The sequence below is a fragment of the Aeribacillus sp. FSL M8-0254 genome (genome assembly GCF_038008845.1).
Taxonomy (GTDB): Bacteria; Bacillota; Bacilli; order Bacillales; family Aeribacillaceae; genus Aeribacillus; species Aeribacillus composti.
This window is the reverse complement of sequence record NZ_JBBOZY010000001.1, coordinates 1,743,090-1,760,093: the sequence shown is the minus strand read 5'-3', so window position 1 is coordinate 1,760,093 and position 17,004 is coordinate 1,743,090. Positions and strand designations below refer to the sequence as shown.

The 17,004-nt window shown below is 37.4% G+C and carries 11 protein-coding genes; 1 reads left to right on the top strand and 10 read right to left on the bottom strand.

From position 1 onward, the window contains the following. The first annotated feature begins 102 nt into the window (after positions 1–102). A complete protein-coding gene (locus NSQ44_RS08495) occupies positions 103–981 on the top strand; it encodes an IS982 family transposase (protein WP_044899180.1) in 879 nt (292 codons plus the stop codon). A 7-nt stretch (positions 982–988) separates the two neighbouring features. Here the strand turns inward: NSQ44_RS08495 and NSQ44_RS08490 are convergent, their stop codons facing one another. From NSQ44_RS08490 to NSQ44_RS08445, 10 genes are all read right to left on the bottom strand, one after another. Next, a complete protein-coding gene (locus NSQ44_RS08490; protein WP_340856515.1) occupies positions 989–2,605 on the bottom strand; it encodes a methyl-accepting chemotaxis protein in 1,617 nt (538 codons plus the stop codon). Between the two features lie 53 nt (positions 2,606–2,658). After that, positions 2,659–4,758, bottom strand: a complete 2,100-nt coding sequence (locus tag NSQ44_RS08485) for an HD domain-containing phosphohydrolase (protein ID WP_340856514.1) — start codon at positions 4,756–4,758, stop codon at positions 2,659–2,661. A gap of 396 nt (positions 4,759–5,154) precedes the next feature. Beyond that, entirely contained in the window at positions 5,155–6,438 is a 1,284-nt protein-coding gene (locus NSQ44_RS08480; RefSeq protein ID WP_340855228.1) for an IS110 family transposase, read from the bottom strand. Between the two features lie 228 nt (positions 6,439–6,666). Further along, positions 6,667–7,398: a LytR/AlgR family response regulator transcription factor gene (locus NSQ44_RS08475; RefSeq protein ID WP_340856513.1), complete on the bottom strand. Its 732-nt coding sequence runs from the start codon at positions 7,396–7,398 to the stop codon at positions 6,667–6,669. Positions 7,399–8,010: 612 nt separating this feature from the next. After that, positions 8,011–8,328, bottom strand: a complete 318-nt coding sequence (locus tag NSQ44_RS08470) for an STAS domain-containing protein (protein ID WP_340856512.1) — start codon at positions 8,326–8,328, stop codon at positions 8,011–8,013. Positions 8,329–8,427: 99 nt separating this feature from the next. Next, positions 8,428–10,467 carry a flagellar assembly protein A gene (locus tag NSQ44_RS08465; protein WP_340856511.1) on the bottom strand — a complete coding sequence of 680 codons (2,040 nt, stop codon included), beginning with the start codon at positions 10,465–10,467 and terminating at the stop codon, positions 8,428–8,430. A gap of 60 nt (positions 10,468–10,527) precedes the next feature. Beyond that, positions 10,528–11,256: an EAL domain-containing protein gene (locus NSQ44_RS08460; protein WP_340856510.1), complete on the bottom strand. Its 729-nt coding sequence runs from the start codon at positions 11,254–11,256 to the stop codon at positions 10,528–10,530. A 747-nt stretch (positions 11,257–12,003) separates the two neighbouring features. Next, on the bottom strand, positions 12,004–14,589 hold the full coding sequence (locus tag NSQ44_RS08455) for a PAS domain S-box protein (protein ID WP_340856509.1): 2,586 nt from the start codon (positions 14,587–14,589) through the stop codon (positions 12,004–12,006). Between the two features lie 444 nt (positions 14,590–15,033). After that, positions 15,034–15,399, bottom strand: a complete 366-nt coding sequence (locus tag NSQ44_RS08450; RefSeq protein ID WP_063389575.1) for a PH domain-containing protein — start codon at positions 15,397–15,399, stop codon at positions 15,034–15,036. 69 nt (positions 15,400–15,468) lie between these two features. Then, positions 15,469–15,918 carry a DinB family protein gene (locus NSQ44_RS08445; RefSeq protein WP_340856508.1) on the bottom strand — a complete coding sequence of 150 codons (450 nt, stop codon included), beginning with the start codon at positions 15,916–15,918 and terminating at the stop codon, positions 15,469–15,471. Between the last annotated feature and the right edge of the window lie 1,086 nt (positions 15,919–17,004).

The following is a 17,004-nucleotide window of genomic DNA, read 5'->3' as shown; positions in this document are numbered from 1 at the left end:
AACCCGTGGTGCTAGATAAAATCGAGTAAGCATAAAATAGCCCTTGCCTGCGGATCTCCTGTAGAATGAAAGTGCGACCAAACATTCGAAAGGAGAATCCCCATGCAAGAGCACTTTCATTTTACAACAGACAAAGCGAAAATTCAAAAACAATATGCAGCCATTTTCTTTTTTGTTTCTGCCCAGCTGTCACACATTCAATGCTATCTTCAACGCCGCAATCGTCATTTGGCGAAACAAGAAGACGCAGTGATCATTGCCATTCATCTGTTAGGAAAGTTGCTTGGCTTCTCTTCCGAACGTGCATGGCATCGCTTTGTTACTGGGAACTTGTTCACGGATGGACGTTTTCTCGAACGTTCTCGATACAATCGCCGTTGCCGAGCGCTGCGCTTTGCGATCAAATGGATTCGTCATGAACTGGCGAAACGTGGGCAACACCATGCCTATGCGGTCGTAGATAGCATGCCAATCGAGTTGTGCCATGCCGCAAGAATGTACCGTGTCAAACGATTTCAAGGCATCGCTGACATTGGATTTTGTGCATCGAAAAAGCAGTGGTACTATGGGTTTAAGTTTCATCTTCAAGTGACAGACCAAGGGCTACCTATGGGATACGTGGTAACCGAGGCGTCCTGTCACGATCGAACTGCAGCTGAAACCGTCATGACTCAAATTCCTCACCCCTATAACTTGGGTGACAAAGGATTCATCAGTAGTGAATTGCAAAAAAAGTTGTATGAGGCGTACCAAATCGCTTTTTGGACTCCATCTCGCAAAAACCAGAAACACCGCCCATCGGAGTCATGGGAGACATGGCTCAAACAAAAACGGAAAGTAATCGAAACGGTGTTCTCCGTCCTTATTGACCAGTATCGTATGACAGACATTCGTGCGAATACGATTTCAGGATTTGAAGTGGCACTAGATGGCATCTTGTTGGTGTATTCGCTTGTAACACTCGGGCTAGTTGAGCGCTAGCGCTCAACTAGCACCACGGGTTAAATTTATTTATTTTATTTTCTAAATCCTTTGAAAGGTTGTCTAATTGAATAATAATTTCATTCAATTGCTGTATCGCATCAAAAGAAGATAAATTCATTTCCGTAACTTTTTTGACATTTTGTTTCATCAAATCATTCAGTCTTATGAGTTGATGACTTGATTGAATAATAAAATTAGAGACATGATGGAATTCAAAATGATTCGCTTCTTTTAGTTTTTCCAGTTGTTGATTGATATTTTCATAGTTTTGTCTTATTTCTTTCACTTCTAATTCTATTTCATGAAAAATTTCCCGCGATTCCTTCGTCATGGTTGTTGAAACTTCGTCCATGACATGAAAGTAAGAGTGTACTGTCTCTGATAAAACGTTTGAAACGAGCCTTAATGTTTCAATATCGTTTTTAATATCGACAATTAATTGGCTGATGCTGTCAGTCATTTCATTTAAATGGGCAGCAATATCACCGAATTCATTTTTCTGATCGACATGAATTTCTTCGGTCAAATCGCCTGCTGCAATTTTATTAATATAACGGTGAATAGTAGGGATCGGTGTTAAATATTTTTTCATAATGACCTGCAAAACGAAAAATATAATGACAAAGGCAGCAACAAATGACAGGACAAACAAAAAAATGATATTATGAAAAAACTTTGTGCCAGCGCTTAAGTCGGTGACAATCGTAATAACCCTGTCATTTGGAATTGGCAGATAATATTTCCGATAGTTTTCCCCCAGTTTCACTGACTCCATTTGATTTTCTTTCAGAACTTTTTGAATATAAAAATGATCTTTTTCATGCTTATATGAATTTTTCCCATATAATATCGGCGCATCTCTTTCCGGTTCAATAATATCTCGATTTTCGCTCCGAAGCAGTACATTGGCATTTATAACCGCAATTTCTTCAATTTCACTTTCTTTAAATTTTTGAATTGAATGAACAAGAGCTTGAGGATCCGAATGTTTTGTTGCTTTATAAATTTCAGAATCGAGAATATACGGATTGATCATAAAATCGGTCGTTCCATCATAATAATAGGCATATTTAAAATATTTGTTTTCCCAGTCTGATTTGGAGATCGGACCAACCCAATAATGTTCTTGATAATAACCTTTCCCTACTGTTACAGGCTTACCTGACATCAGTTGTTGAAAAGCATCATACCAATACCCCCACTCTTTTGTGCTTAAACCAATTTCATTGGGGTCTGAAGATTGGGCAATGATTATATCATCATTTCTTCTTACCAATAAAGAAATATTGTACACATCATATTTATTGCGCAATGTAATTAAATCTTGCTGAGTCACTTCCTCGATCGTTTTCCCGCGCAATTCTTTTGCAATCTCTTTTGAAATTAAGTGCAGCTTTTCGTCAATTAAACGTTCAACCGTTTTTTTGGAATTTTCGCTGATTTCTATCGCGCTTTTTAAAATGCTTGCTGTTCGTAACACATCATTTCTATGAAAATGATCAAATTCTTTCTCCATCTGCCTGACAAAAATAAAGATGAAAATAGAACAAATAATAATCGGAATAAGCGCAATCATCGTAATAATTTGACCAATGATCGTTTTATTCTTTAAGAAATTCATCCGCATTCACTCCGAACGAAAGGATCAAGTACTTGATTGCAAAATGATCTTTATCATAATGGGATGTTTTTTCTTCTCTCTATGAGTCGTTCCTTTAAATCTGCTTCTAAAATAATCGTCGTTCCTTCTGTACTTGTATATATTGAAATTTTATCCATCATTTTTAACATAATGCTGAAACCGTGCCCAAATGACCGTTTGCTGGAATAACCTTCTAACAATATTGATTTCGGCAGCTCGCTTAATTTGATGCCATTTCCTTTATCTTCTACAATCACTTTTAACCAATCATGGTTCAAATAAACTTTCATTTTTCCTTCAACCGCATGCTTTAATACATTTGTTACAGCTTCAGAAATAGATAAGAGCACATTATATCTTTTCTTTTCTGAAATATGCCGATCATTTAACAACTGGTCAATAAACGTTCTACATGCCGCAACATCATTTTTTTCAGAAACAGGAAATTCCGCAATTTTCTCACCTTGATTAAAGCTTTTTAATTCTTCCCGTTCAATCAGAGTCAATTTTCCTTGTGTGACGGCGTATAAACAATCACGGTAAATTGTACGTATCCTCAATTCTTGTTTTCTCTCATATTCTCGTAAATGACTTACATCAAACAATAGACATAATATTTTCTTTTCCAAACAGATCCAATGAACGTTATACATTTTCCGACTTGGAACATCTTCAATAAATTCATGTGCATATCCATTTTGAATAGGATGATTCGTAATCAGGCTTTTGATTTGTTGTTCACAAGGAATTTGAACTTTTTCACCATTTATATGATAGAAGCTGCCATTTTGATAAAATACAGCTTGTACAACAGCAAAATCTTTCAGAAGCTTCGAGCCTTTATATTTTATATCGTGAAAGTGCTGCTGATTTTGAGCCTGAATCAATCCCGGATGATGATCTTTGCTTGCCTTTTTGAAATCAGCTATTTTTAAAACAATTTCTACTAATTTTGGATCAAGTTTTGTATTCTTTAAATTTAGAAAAGCTTTCTTTTGATTGATAATTCCAGAAGAATGCATCAATTTGTCATACTCATTTGCCGCAGCAATAATGCGGGCTCCCAATGGAATTTCTTCTCCTTTTTTTCCATCCGGATAGCCGTTTCCATCCCATTGTTCGTGATGAAAACGGACATACTGGGCAGCTTTTTCGATTCCCGATATTGCTGAAACCATCTTTGCCCCTAACTCGGAATGTTGTTTATAAAGCTTTTCTTCTTCAAGCGTTAGAGCCCCGCGCTTCTGAAAAATTTCATGCTCCATTTGTATTTTTCCAATATCATGCAACAAGGCAGCGTAATGAACAGCATCAACATGTTTGGGGCTTAACTTTAACTCTTCTGCGATGCGGCGTGCTAAATCTCCTACCCTTTTAGAATGCCCCTTCGGCAAATGAACTTTTTGTTCCATATACTGTGTAATATTTTCTAAGGTGGCCAAATGGTTTTTTCTATGACGAACTAGTACTTGAGCAATGGATCGAGCGAATAAAAAAACAGCGACGGCAAAGATCGTTTCAAACCAAAATGGAAAAGGCTGTTGATCGTAATCAATAGCAGCAAGCCGAAATCCTAAAATAAATGTCACAGCAAATGCTAACAATGTATCATTCATCTCTGTTGTCAAAACATCTGAAAAATTTTGAGAGAAAACGAGACTCTTATAAAACACTGTAATGGCAAAAAAGATGAAAAAATATATAAACGTTGTGCATGCAAATGCGAAAACGGAGGTTATATATGTAAAAACGCCGAGTTTGCCAAAAAAATACTCAAATACAAATCCTGCCAAAAAAACAGCAACCGCACATTGACTAACCTGAAATAACCAAGAAATAAAGCTTAATTTGCTATTGTAAAATAAGAATAAAGAAGCGATGAGAACAACAATCACAGCTTCCGGAATTCCCATTTGAACAAGAACCACAATGTTAAAAATGCTTGAACAAGAAAGCTTCTTACCATTGCGGAGTTCGATAGGAAATATTTCTAATATCCCTGCAAGAATCGCTATTAAAATGGCAAATGGTATATGTGTTTTCTCTAAACTCCATAATTGTATTAGAATAATGGGCAGGCCAAAGCCGATGACAATAAGCATGAACCCTTTCTCTTTCAACAAGATCGGCATGTATGATACACCTCCCTCTAGAAATGTTGATATATCAAGGCTTTTCGGCCTCTCAGGGGTGTCAAAAAAATATTTTTCGACAAAATCCCTTACATCCTTTTTCAGTTTTGTGGATATCTTACAGAGCCAGGGTGCGCTTCGCGGCCACGTCTGGATACATTTTCCTGACGTGGGGGGAAGCGTATTCGATGCACCCTTGGATCTCCGCATCGCTGATGAGGACGAACCCTCCCATGTCTCCGGGCGTCTTTGCGCCAACATTCCCTCGTTCGGTCTCGTCATCAGGCGGAGGCCGGCCAAGCTTTCTTAGGGACTCGAGGTCGCATGGAGGAGATCACGCCAGCTTCTCCGGTGTCATCCTGTTGTCAAACATTTTTTCTGTTCGTGGGGGAGGCCTTATGCCACCCGGTGTTGAACTTGGGACAAGACGTCCTGCATCATTCGCTCTGCGTCAAAGGCTTGTTTCTTCGTACAAATCGCAAACAGCACATTCAGCAGTTTTCGGCATAACACCACGATAGACTGTTTTCCGGTCAGCGGGTTGACGGATCGGGTCGTGTAATACTCATGCAGCTCGCGAAACGCCTCGTTGTGCCGGATCAGCGGAATCATCGCCCGAAACAACACCGATCGCAGCCGTTTTCGTCCCCGTTTGGAGATCCGCTTTTGCCCTTTGCGCTGGCCGGAGGAGTTCTCCTTGAGCGTCAGGCCCGCTAATTTCACCAATTGACGCGGGTCCCGATAGTGGGAGAAACTGCCGATCTCCGCCAGCAGGTCAATGATCGTGGCATCCCCCAACCCGTCGACCGTTTTCAGCCATTGATACTCCATCGTCGTTTGAACCAACGCCTTCAACTCCGCGTCCAGCGCCGCGATCTCGGCTTCTAATTGGCGGTATTGGCGGACGAGCGCGGCGATCTCAAACCGGGCCATCGTCGTCCCTTCCGTCACCCCAATGGAGTCCTTCGCGGCGTCGATCAACGCCTGAATTTTGGCCTTCTGCGGGCATTTCAGCCCTTCGCTTTGCCGGTACACCTCGATGAGCTCCTCGGCGGTCCGACCCACCATATCGGCCGGAAACGGCGTCCACTCCAACACCGAAAGCGCCGTTTTCCCCAGATCGCGAAACACCGTCCAAAACTCCGGAAAATACCGATCGGTCCAACGAATGATCGCATTTTTCACCGCCGTCTGTTCCTTGCGGAGCTTTTCTTTGAGGGTGCTCCCGACGCGCAAATCCGCTTCGATCTCGTGCAACAGCCGGGGGACGAGGAATCGTCCGTCTTTCGCCAGTCTGGCGATGACCAGGGCGTCTTTGGCGTCGTGTTTCGTCGGCAGGTTGTCATCGAGTTCTTTCGACCGGCACACATGCGCTGGGTTGACCATGACCAGCGGGATCCCGTTTTCCTCGAGAAAGTAGGCCAGGTTCAACCAGTAGTGCCCGGTCGGTTCCACGGCGACGATCACCTGTGACTTCCCGAACGCTTGCATCGCCTCCTGAATCGCTTCATTCAGCTGCCGAAATCCCTTCTTCGACTGGAGGAACGGGAAGGATTTTCGAAGCACACGCCCCCGGTCATCCACGAAGCAGGCGTAGTGGGTTCGTTTCGCGATATCGATTCCCACGACAAGCGTTTGTTCGGTGACTTGATTGATTTTATGATTTTGTGTACAATTCATCTGAAGTCCTCCTTGGCATGATGGTAGGTGTTGTTTGACACCCCTGCATCATACCAAGAGGGCTTTTTTTGATCAAGTCCCCGGAAAAGCTCCTAACAGGAATGCTTTCTTTTAAAAACTCGGGTCAGACATATTTTACGAATTGAATGAAAAATCCCCGAATAATTTTTAAAGCTTTTTCAATATAAAAAAGAAAAAATCCATTTTAGAACTTCTCCCTTGCAAATATCATGCCCTTAACAATCCGTGCACCTCTTGTATTTTCAATTTCGAAATGTAGGCAACTTTATCGCTTCCAGAAAAATGGGCGGCATACGTTTCGCCTTGTGGTTCAATTTTTATGATCTTTTTCAAATTAACAATATAGGAACGATGAGTTTTATAGAAATTACAAGGCAATTTCCCTTCTATTTCTTGCAGTGATTCGTTTGTTTCGTGTTGATGTTCTGCAGTATGAAACACCGTTTTTCTTCCGTTCTTCTCAATAAAAAGAATGTCGTCTGATGAGATGTAATGAAAGGTTTGATTCGATTTAATCGAAAGCTTTTTAAACTCTTTAAATGGATGCTTGTTTAATAATTTTTTCTCTATTTCAATCGCTTTTTTCGCCTTTTCAAGCGCCGTAAATAATCGAGTCCGTTCAATTGGCTTTACGATATAATCTGTAGCAGACAGATTAAATGCGTCAACAGCAAATTCATCATACCCAGTTGTAAAGATGACTTGCAAGGACGGATGGATTTCTTTACATATTTTCATAGCTTCCATTCCGTTAATTTTCGGCATATCGACATCAACTAAAACAATATCAGGAATTTTCTTCATAAATCGTTGAATTAATTCTTCTCCGTCAGCTGCCTCACAGACGATTTCATATTGGGGGAACAATTGAATAAAATGGGATAAAATCAGTCTTGAAGGGTGATCATCATCTGCAATAATCAGTTTGTATTTCTCCATAAATCTCCACCTCGTTGCTCTAGTTTGCGTGCCGTCTTTTTGAGTTTATTGTGTATTCTGCATGGATGATGATGTTCCTTTTCAAAAGGAAAGCATGAATTGCGGATGAAACCGGCATCTTTCCTTGTTGGATGTCTCCATGATGCAGACAGCGTCTTCGATGTTTATCCAAGTACATAAAATGCTGAAAAGCCGTTTTGCTTTATGAATTTCACATAAATATTTTCATAAAATAAGTTTTTCATTATAATCAAATTTTGTCGCCGAAAAGATGCTTGCAAGCTGCGAAAAAGTTGAAATGCGTCGATTTCTTGCAAGGATGTTCTGCAATTCAAATCTTTTCCCGATATAAAACCGCCGGGATGCCAATTTGAAATAAAAATTATTTTAACAGAAACATTCAGAAACATTATAGAAAAAATTTGATTTTTCCCCGGGCTCCCAACTCAGTCTTCAACAATCTGTAAAATACATAAAATGCCAATATTAGTATTTTTTTACATATCAAAAGGTAGAAATCGGCTGTTTTGCTGATTTCTACCAATACTGCATCGTCTACATGTTGTTTTCTGCTTCTAAAATAGCACTCATCCCACTTCATTATCGTAATACCTATACAAATACATTTTCTCCTAAAATTTTATCTAATTGGAGCATATCAAATACATCTTTCACTAAAGGTTGAACGTTTTTTATTTTCACTTGAACATCCAACCCATTCTTTTTGACTGTCTCGATTAAATTTAATAGCAGTCCAATCCCGGTGGAATCAACGAAAGGAACTTCTTGAAAATCAAACTCAATATTTGTATAGGTTTGCAGAGCCGGAATAATTTCTGTTTCCATTAATTCCACGACTTCAATATCTAAATCTCCGACAAACCGGACGTATGCTTTTTCGTTCAATTGATCGAGGCTATAAGAAAACATACAAAAATTCTTCCTTTCTAAATCATGCCTATTCGTTTTGCTGAAAAATCTTTTTATAAACGGCACGTCCTTTTTCAAACGTCAACTGTTTTTATGTCGCTAAAATACAAGATTTCCATTTTTATCTAATTTCGCTATTATGTTTCTTTTCCCTTCATGAAACACATGCTTCATTTTTCCTATTTCGATGATTGTCCCTTCATTGGCATGATCAATGATAATTTTTCCATTGCTTGGCACGCTGATTTTTGTCATAACCCCGCTTTCTGAACCGCTCTCTCTCACCATGACCTCTTTTTCGGAAAATATTTCCCCGCCTCTGAGGACATTTTTTATGGCGATCGTTCCACCAGCATACACTTTGCTGTTAAAACAGCCTTGTCCAGTTATAAAAATGTCCCCTCGGGAATAAATGGTGCTATTTTGAGCATACTTTAGTTTGACAAAACAGTGATCATCCTGTTCATTTTTTTGCCGCTCTAACAGTTCAGTTATTTTTTGCATGAGCTGATTGATTTTTTCGATCGTATGGTATTCATTTACAGCAGGTGAAAGGAAACATAGTCTTAATTGTTCGCTAATTGTTAGCCATTCCAGCTCTAAAATATGACTCCCATTATTGCAGGTCGCAATATATTGCTTTACAAGCGTAAGCAAATTATTGAACTTTTTTTCAAGCAAAATTTTTATTAACGGCTGTAATCCTTTTGATGAATAGTCTGACATTTTATATGCAGGGAGCTTAATGACTTGATAAATGGATTTGATCAATTGATCCATTTGTTCTTGAATGCTTGTTAATAATCGAATGAGCTCGGATGAATAAATATTTTGTTTTCCTGCTGAGATTGTGCTTTTAATAAAGCTTCCATGAACGGCAATGGCATTTTTCGATGAAATTGTAGCTCCATATACATTTTTTTGAATCAAAATGTTTCCATCCGCCTCTACAACCATTCCCTCTTCCACATTGCCAAGAATGTCCAGATCACCCTTAAAACGAATGTTTCCTGATAATAAATTCACATCATGAGAATGTACAAGTTTTGGCAATATAGATACTCTGACGATTAATCCCCTTTGTTCAATGAGAGGACGCCCCGTTTCTGTAGCTAAAATTTTTTTACCTTGCTCGATAAGAGCGATTCCCTTTCCCGGCTGAATCGTAAGCGGATATGTCGGTTTAGGTGGTAAAGGTTCGTTCGTAACCGTAATTCCAGGTATTCCAGGGACAGGAGGATGTACAATAGCAATGACCTGTCCTTTTTCAACTGAAGGGAACTCCTGTTTTTCACGAAAATCGACGGTTCCGTCTTCTTTTTCTTTCACTTTTGCTCCTTTATTTAAATCAACGAGAAGCTCGATTTTTCCATTTTCCCCTTCTTTCGGTTTCATGCCAGATGCAATTGTAAATGTTCCTGGCCGGTCCGCATGAATGGCTTTAATAATCTCGTTATGGTTAAATCCATGAATAACTCGCAGCTCTTCTAGTTTTTTTAAAATTTGATTGTAATCAACTGCTGGAATCGTTTCAACAATTTCTTCTCCTTCTAATACAATATGCTCACTAGGTTCGATATCTTTCACTTTATACGTTTTTCGAACCCCTGGTTCTATTTGCAGTAAAACATGCAGTTTGTCAGAGTCGAGTGTAATATCCCATTTACCTTCCGTTACAACTTCATCCGTTTGAATTTTATACTCATCCATTTCGGTTACGATCGTCGTTCCTGTAATGAGTTGACCATTCTTATACAACTTTATTCCTTTTCCAACAGTAACGGTCGGGTATTTATTTGAAGTTGGCTGGCAATATAATTTTCCATCTTTTACCCACACTTTACCTTCTAATGGATTTTCTTTTATTGGTTCAGAGCTTGCAAATGATTCGATTTCTAACGAATCAATGGTCTGTTCTAAGGGATCCTGTTTTATAGACCTTTGCTTAGAAGATGTTTCCTGATCATCCAGCTTTGTTAGTCTGACGATCGCCTGTTTAGAACCAATTTTCCAAAATCCTTTGCCGCCTTTTTCGATGATTTCAATCGAAACTTTCTCCTTATCAGTTCCTAAAATACTCAAACCTAGTTCGATCGCTTCCTGTATGTTTTTTCCTTTCGCTAAAACTGACTGATTCATTTGCATCTACCTCTCCATATAAAATTCAGGAGAAACATGTTCATTCATCGGTCGGAGTGCTTATCGAAAAATATCTTCAATGGTGTGGACGGCTGATTTTTCTGGTTTTCCTAATAAATTTCCTTGGCCAACAGGAACTTTTAACAATTTTGCCTTAGCTAAGTCCATTTCCTTTTCGATTCCTTCCAAGATAATAGTAGTTTGTTGTTTTGCATATTGCACTAAAAGCGAGACAATGTGCTGTTTTTCTTTAGAACGATATAATTCTTTAGTAAAATGCCGATCAAGTTTAATATAGCTTGCTGAAAAATCAACAATTTGTTGTAAAACAGCCGTTCCATTTCCAACACCATATAACGCTACATCAAAACCGTTTTTCTTTAACATGTTTATTTTATCTTTTAAATCTGGCAAGTCCCATATATGCTTTTCACTTGGTGTATGATTTATTTGAAATACAACTTTTTCTTGTATTTGAGGATATTGTTTCAATAACCGCTCGACAAATTTTTCGAATTGATGATGAATGAGTGTGGAAGGGAAAAGATTGACGAATATTAATGAATCATCCAAACGTTCAATCGGAAAACACGTAATCGCATTTAATATCGCCTTTATGTTCAGTTCATAAAGACATCCTTTTCCCCGTGCCAGTTCATATATTTTTTCTATGTCCATTTGGCCATCTGGAAAGGTTAAAAATGCCTCATATCCAAATACATTCCAATTATTTAAATCCCAAATCGGTTGATAAACTGATTCCATTTTATTGGCTGCACTGTTTCTCATCTTTTCCCTCCCTTGCCATGTTTTATAATATTTTTGTTCTATGTTCAATGTAACTGTATTCCAACTTATTGTCTAACCAGCCTCCAGCATGAGAGGAACGTATTTTGACTTAAGAAAAATGATAGAGGACAGAATATGTCAAAAATCCGACATTTTACGACTTTTTTATACAAACTTACAAATATTGCCTTAATAGTTCTTTTTGACTAAAAATAATAGCAAAAAAGACCTATGACTAAATAATCATGCTAAAATTATTTCCTTTTTTTAGCAGATGTTTGAAGCCAAAGGGAAAAGCTTCAGAATCGTCATTGTCTTGTATTCATGATTTTGTAACTAGGAAATTGTATTTATGAAAAAAAGAAGCTGCTGTGATTAGCAAGCCTCCTGTTCAAGTATGAAATTCTTCTGCTTTTACCGACATTGCCGGCGAGTTTGACGTGTTCGTCTAATAAAGTTTTTTATAATTCCCATTTCCTGTGTTTTCACAAGATGATATCTTTTGCTTAAGAAAAGGTTTTCATTATCACTGGAATGAAAAAAGCTTTGATTTTCATCAAACCTTTTACTTTTGCATATTGAATATTGCAAAACGCTTTGTAACAAGGCAACTGAACGGTCAGTCATTAAATTCCAACATTTCCAGCACATTAACTGGAACTCTTTTAACCTATTTGAACAAAATAACAATTTTCCCATAACTCATGCGGCATTTTCCGTAAACATAGAAAACAGTTTATATATATTTTAATGGTGCTGCCTGTGTTCTAGATCTTTCTTAACAGCATGATTCGTTTCTCGATTCAACACCGGCAGTTTAATCCAAAAGTCACTTCCTTCTCCTATTTTGCTAACAACCCCAAATTCCCCGTTCATCAGCTCTATCAGTTGCTTTACAAGTGAAAGTCCGAGACCGGTTCCTTCAACTTGCACATGTTGAATACGATAAAAAGGTTCATATATTTTTTTCAATTCTTCTTCGCATATCCCGATGCCGGTATCAATTATGTGAATAACTAGAAATCCGTTTTGACATTTACAGGTTATATGGATCTGTCCACCTTCAACATTATATTTAATCGCGTTATCTAACAAATTTAAAATGACTTGTTTTAATCTTAACGAGTCAATGTGGATCATTTGATCCACACACTGAGCAATGCTTTTGATGATTTTGATCCTTTTTTTGTTTGCTGCTGGCTTCATCAATGCTATACATTCACATATGACCGAATCAATTTGTACTTCGTCATTTGAAATTTTTATTTTTCCTGTTTCAATTCTGGAAAGATCTAAAATTTCATTAATCAAATTTAATAAATGGCGGCCTCCTTTTAAAATTTCTTCCACAAATGCTTGCTGCTGCTCCGTTAACGTTTTATCTAGTTCCAACAAATGAGAAAAACCAAGGATTCCATTTAACGGCGTTCTTAATTCATGACTCATTTTCGATAAAAATTCCGATTTCGCCATATTCGCTTTGACGGCTTCTTCTTTCGCCTGAATAATGCTGTTTTCCATTTTCTTTTGTTCTGTTATATCTTCAAACGTCCATAAATGGCCTTTCAGTTTCCCGTCCATATAAAAAGGAAAATAACTTCTTTTCAAGATTTTACTATTTTTGATGTTCACTTCATCAGAGAAATGCTTATAGGGCGTGAAAATCTTTGACACTTCCCCTATGTTTTCTTCGACCTTTCGGCCAACGGCTGGAAAATAATTTGTGATGCTTTTCCCAATCAGCTGTTTTATTGGCTCATTGATTTGAAAAATTTTCAATATCGTCTTATTTAAGGCGATAATCTTCATTTCATGATCAATCACAACAATTCCGATTGGCAGATTGTCAATAATCGTCCGTCTTAGTGCATTCGACTCATTTAATTTCATTTCCTGCTCTTTTCTGACGGTTATGTCTACACAAGAACCGATGACTTCAACAACTTTTCCATTTTCTATAACCGGACTTAACACAGCCAAGTAATCATATCCGTTCAGCTTTCCCTCAAAATGGACAATCTCGCCATTCCAGGCTTTCTGATAAGCTCGAAGCTGCCCTTCAGCGACTTCTTTCGGCAAAAAATCCCGCAAATCCTTTCCAATAATCTCATGGGGAGAATAGCCAAGTTTATAGAGCAATTCCCCTGCACATAACGTATGGATAAACTGATCGTTTATTTTGACGAACTTAAATGTCATTCCTTGCTGGCGTTCTAATGTATTCATTAAATCTTTCTGCATTTTTCGAAGTCGTTTTTGATATTGTTTTAATTCTTTCATATCTTTGGCGATGACGAAAAAACCTTCATTTTTTCCTTCAACGATCATAGGGACAAACGTTAAAAGTAAAGGAATCCATTCACCTTTACTATTTTTAAACGAAACTTCCATTTCATTTTCGTTGTGCTCCAACAAACGATTCATTTTCTGTTTTACCCTTTCGGCATCGTCTTGAGGCAAAAACGAAAAAATCGATTGATGAATCATTTGTTCTTTTTTTGCTTTTAAGATTTCTAATCCTTTAGGATTTATATTCGTAATCATTCCGTCGATATTAATGATGAAAACGATATACGGATTATACGTAATCAATGATCCGTAATATAGATTTGTTGTTTCAAGCTTTCTTTCTAGCTTGTTTTTTTCTTTTTGAACAAATGCAAAAATCATAAAAATCATAATGATTGAAAGGAGGAGTTGATTTGCCAGCAATGTAGAAATCGAATAAATCTGCTCATATATGAATAATCCAGCTTTTTTTATTTCATTCATTACCGTGTATTGAAAAATGAAAATACCCAATCCCAAAACAATTGAAAGTATTATGATCGTTTTCATTTGAAGCTTTTGAGATCGCTTATTGTGATGGAAAAAGGCAATCAATGCTCCCGCTAAAACAAAAGCGATTAAGTTAGAAAGAACGGAATAAAATCCGTCATATTCATTCCCTTTCAATGATTTTATACCAATATAATATATTACAAAAATACTTAAACCCACTACAATCGAAATCGCCGCTGCATTAGAAACATTTTTTTGTTTATCTTTCATGGAAAAAGCAGCGAATGATGCAATGATCCCTAGCAAAAAAGATAATAGCGTATAGACGGTGTAATACGTTGCAATCAAATATAAATCATCACCGAGCATGTCAATAAATTGCATCGACCAAATTCCTAACCCTACCCATATCGTTCCTAACATTATGTATAACCACTTATCCTTTTCAGTAGACACCTGTATGTTCTGAATCATGTGAACAGAAAAAAAAGAAGCAATGATTGCCATGACGACAGATGAAATCACTAACTCCCAATTAAACAAAGCTTCCATGTTTCACACACCTTATCTTATTTGCTTACATCATAAACAAATAAAGAAGGTTAGACAATTATTTTTACTCTGTGGAACCATTTTGAACAGAACGGAACAGTTTTTTTAGTAAAATATTAAAACTGTTTTTTGAAGACGGTGGAGTAATATGCCAAAGAACTTTGCAGATAAGCGGGATACTTTTTTTAAAAAGCGGAATTTAAAGCGTCATCCTAGTATTGAAAAAACAAAAAAAGCACCGAGATTTAAGAAATTTTATAGGTGCTATTGCTCTCAAACAATCATTCTATATGAAAAATTTCATAGAAGCAATTTTAAATGTTCTTAACAATCTTTGCATTTTATTGCACCTATTGATTCAAAAATCTCTTAGTGCAGCATTGTAAATGTTATATTTATTTATTTTTGTAAAATATAAAAATTCTTTTGATTTAAAGAGTACAACTACAGAATATGACTTGCAATAATTCGATCAAGCTTCCGAATATTCACTTTTTTATTTAATAATAATTTGAATTTCCCTGCCCTAGTCCATAGTTCGAGTTCTGCATTAAGGTCAATCTTTCCTCCATTTTCAGAAGAATACATGACAATCGATTTAAATGGAATGGTGTAGATTTCCACTTTTTTACCTGTAATTCCTTGACGATCGGCAATGATTATTCTTTTGTTCGTCACGACCGCAACATCTCGAACCGTTTTATACGCAGCTTCCGCAGTTTCCCCTTCAATTAAAATTTCCTCCACTTCTTTTGGAACATCTGTCTCTTCATAAAACGTCCAAGTCATAATAGAACCTACATTTGCCATACCTATTTTCCTCCCCTATTTGCTTCATTTATGAACAATAAACATAATTTTGGCAAACTGTCTTGGAGCTTATCTTACAAATGTGATAAAATCAACGTTCACTGGTTCATGCCGTTCAGATCGCAGTCTCAAGTTGATCTGTCCTCGATGGTAATGTCCGTGCAAAGCGACATGAGTTAAAATTTCCCTTAATGTATTTTGAAACTCGATTCCTTTACTGTTTCTGTAAGTGACAATGTTGTCTAAATCACGATTCGTCAAATTTTTCAAAAACGATGTAATGCTCTGTTCATTTTGTTTTGCAAGTTCTGCACAGGCATCTATATGTACATCCTCCCAAATCGCAATGTGTGAGCTGTCCAATCCTTGTAATCTTGTAAACCATAGTTTTTCAGTTAAAAGAATATGCGAAAACAAGCGCAGCGCCCCATTATTTTCCCCTTCAATCTTTTGCAAAGTGTCTAATATACGCTCGTTCGCCCAATGCAAGTGCTCAAACATCTTTTGAATCGTTTCCAATAAAAATCCTCCTTCTTTACTTTACTATGTATACAGCAAATGCTGTTCCTTTGAGTGAACTGACAATGATTAGGTTTTATCGTGCAAAAGTTCGTCAAATACACGGTGTATTTTCCGAATATTCTAATAATTTATTGTTGACAAGCTCCTGATTATGAATTCCTGTTTTTGACTGTTTTATCAAATTGGGAAATATCCAACCTTTTAAAACTTTTTGGGAAAGCCACTCCAAAGATTGTTCAGAGTTTTGCATTCTGCCTCGCAAAATGACAAGTGTTGAAACAATTATAACATGAGTTCGCTTAAAAATTTAAACATTTTTTCGGTCTGTGAGCATAATAAAGCTCTCTCTATTATTAATCCAACTTCTGTCAAATATAATGCCAAATTACATATTCAATATACCTGCTTGACAGCCGATTTTCTCATTGATTCGTTCAATCATTTCGCAAACTTTAAAAGTCGGATAGATCATATGCTTGCTGGACAGATCAAGCAATCAATAGTTTACTTTCTATCAGTTAGTATTTAATAATAGAAGAAGGAAAGGGGCATGCTGACATCAAACGACAAATAGTTAGTATTTATATCTATAGAAGAAAAGAGGTTGTTATAGCCTGACTCTTCTATTCAACCTTTTGAGGTATTGAAGCTCTTCATATAGAACTAGCAAATCGAGTAGGAGGGAGCGATTAACTCCCGTCCTCTCACACCACCGTACGTACCGTTCGGTATACGGCGGTTCAATTAAGATAATTGACGCAAGTCTTTATAACTTCCGTGAATAGCTGTTCTCTTTATGCCAGTGGTCACTCCACCCTCCAAGAGGTCTCCCACGGGATTCACCGCTTCCTTCCTCAAGTGAGGTACTACGTTTTCTGTGTTCATCATGACTCACTGAATGCCAAGGGCTATTCTCTCTTAATTGTTCGGTCCTTCTTAGTTGTTCTAGACCAACTAATACTATGACCTCTGCTGACTTCTGACTGTTCAGCTATCTATCACTAGATAGGTTACCAAGGTTACTTGGCGTGCCAGCCAGACCTCCCCGGGTAAGAGTGTAATCTTTCCTTCCATCCATCTGCT

Excerpts from the sequence above, each read along its gene's own strand:
- NSQ44_RS08455 (WP_340856509.1), bottom strand. The coding sequence starts at position 14,589 with ATGGAAGCTTTGTTTAATTGGGAGTTAGTGATTTCATCTGTCGTCATG.
- NSQ44_RS08490 (WP_340856515.1), bottom strand. The coding sequence starts at position 2,605 with ATGAATTTCTTAAAGAATAAAACGATCATTGGTCAAATTATTACGATG.
- NSQ44_RS08450 (WP_063389575.1), bottom strand. The coding sequence starts at position 15,399 with ATGGCAAATGTAGGTTCTATTATGACTTGGACGTTTTATGAAGAGACA.
- NSQ44_RS08485 (WP_340856514.1), bottom strand. The coding sequence starts at position 4,758 with ATGCCGATCTTGTTGAAAGAGAAAGGGTTCATGCTTATTGTCATCGGC.
- NSQ44_RS08495 (WP_044899180.1), top strand. The coding sequence starts at position 103 with ATGCAAGAGCACTTTCATTTTACAACAGACAAAGCGAAAATTCAAAAA.
- NSQ44_RS08460 (WP_340856510.1), bottom strand. The coding sequence starts at position 11,256 with ATGAGAAACAGTGCAGCCAATAAAATGGAATCAGTTTATCAACCGATT.
- NSQ44_RS08475 (WP_340856513.1), bottom strand. The coding sequence starts at position 7,398 with ATGGAGAAATACAAACTGATTATTGCAGATGATGATCACCCTTCAAGA.
- NSQ44_RS08470 (WP_340856512.1), bottom strand. The coding sequence starts at position 8,328 with ATGTTTTCTTATAGCCTCGATCAATTGAACGAAAAAGCATACGTCCGG.
- NSQ44_RS08465 (WP_340856511.1), bottom strand. The coding sequence starts at position 10,467 with ATGAATCAGTCAGTTTTAGCGAAAGGAAAAAACATACAGGAAGCGATC.
- NSQ44_RS08480 (WP_340855228.1), bottom strand. The coding sequence starts at position 6,438 with ATGAATTGTACACAAAATCATAAAATCAATCAAGTCACCGAACAAACG.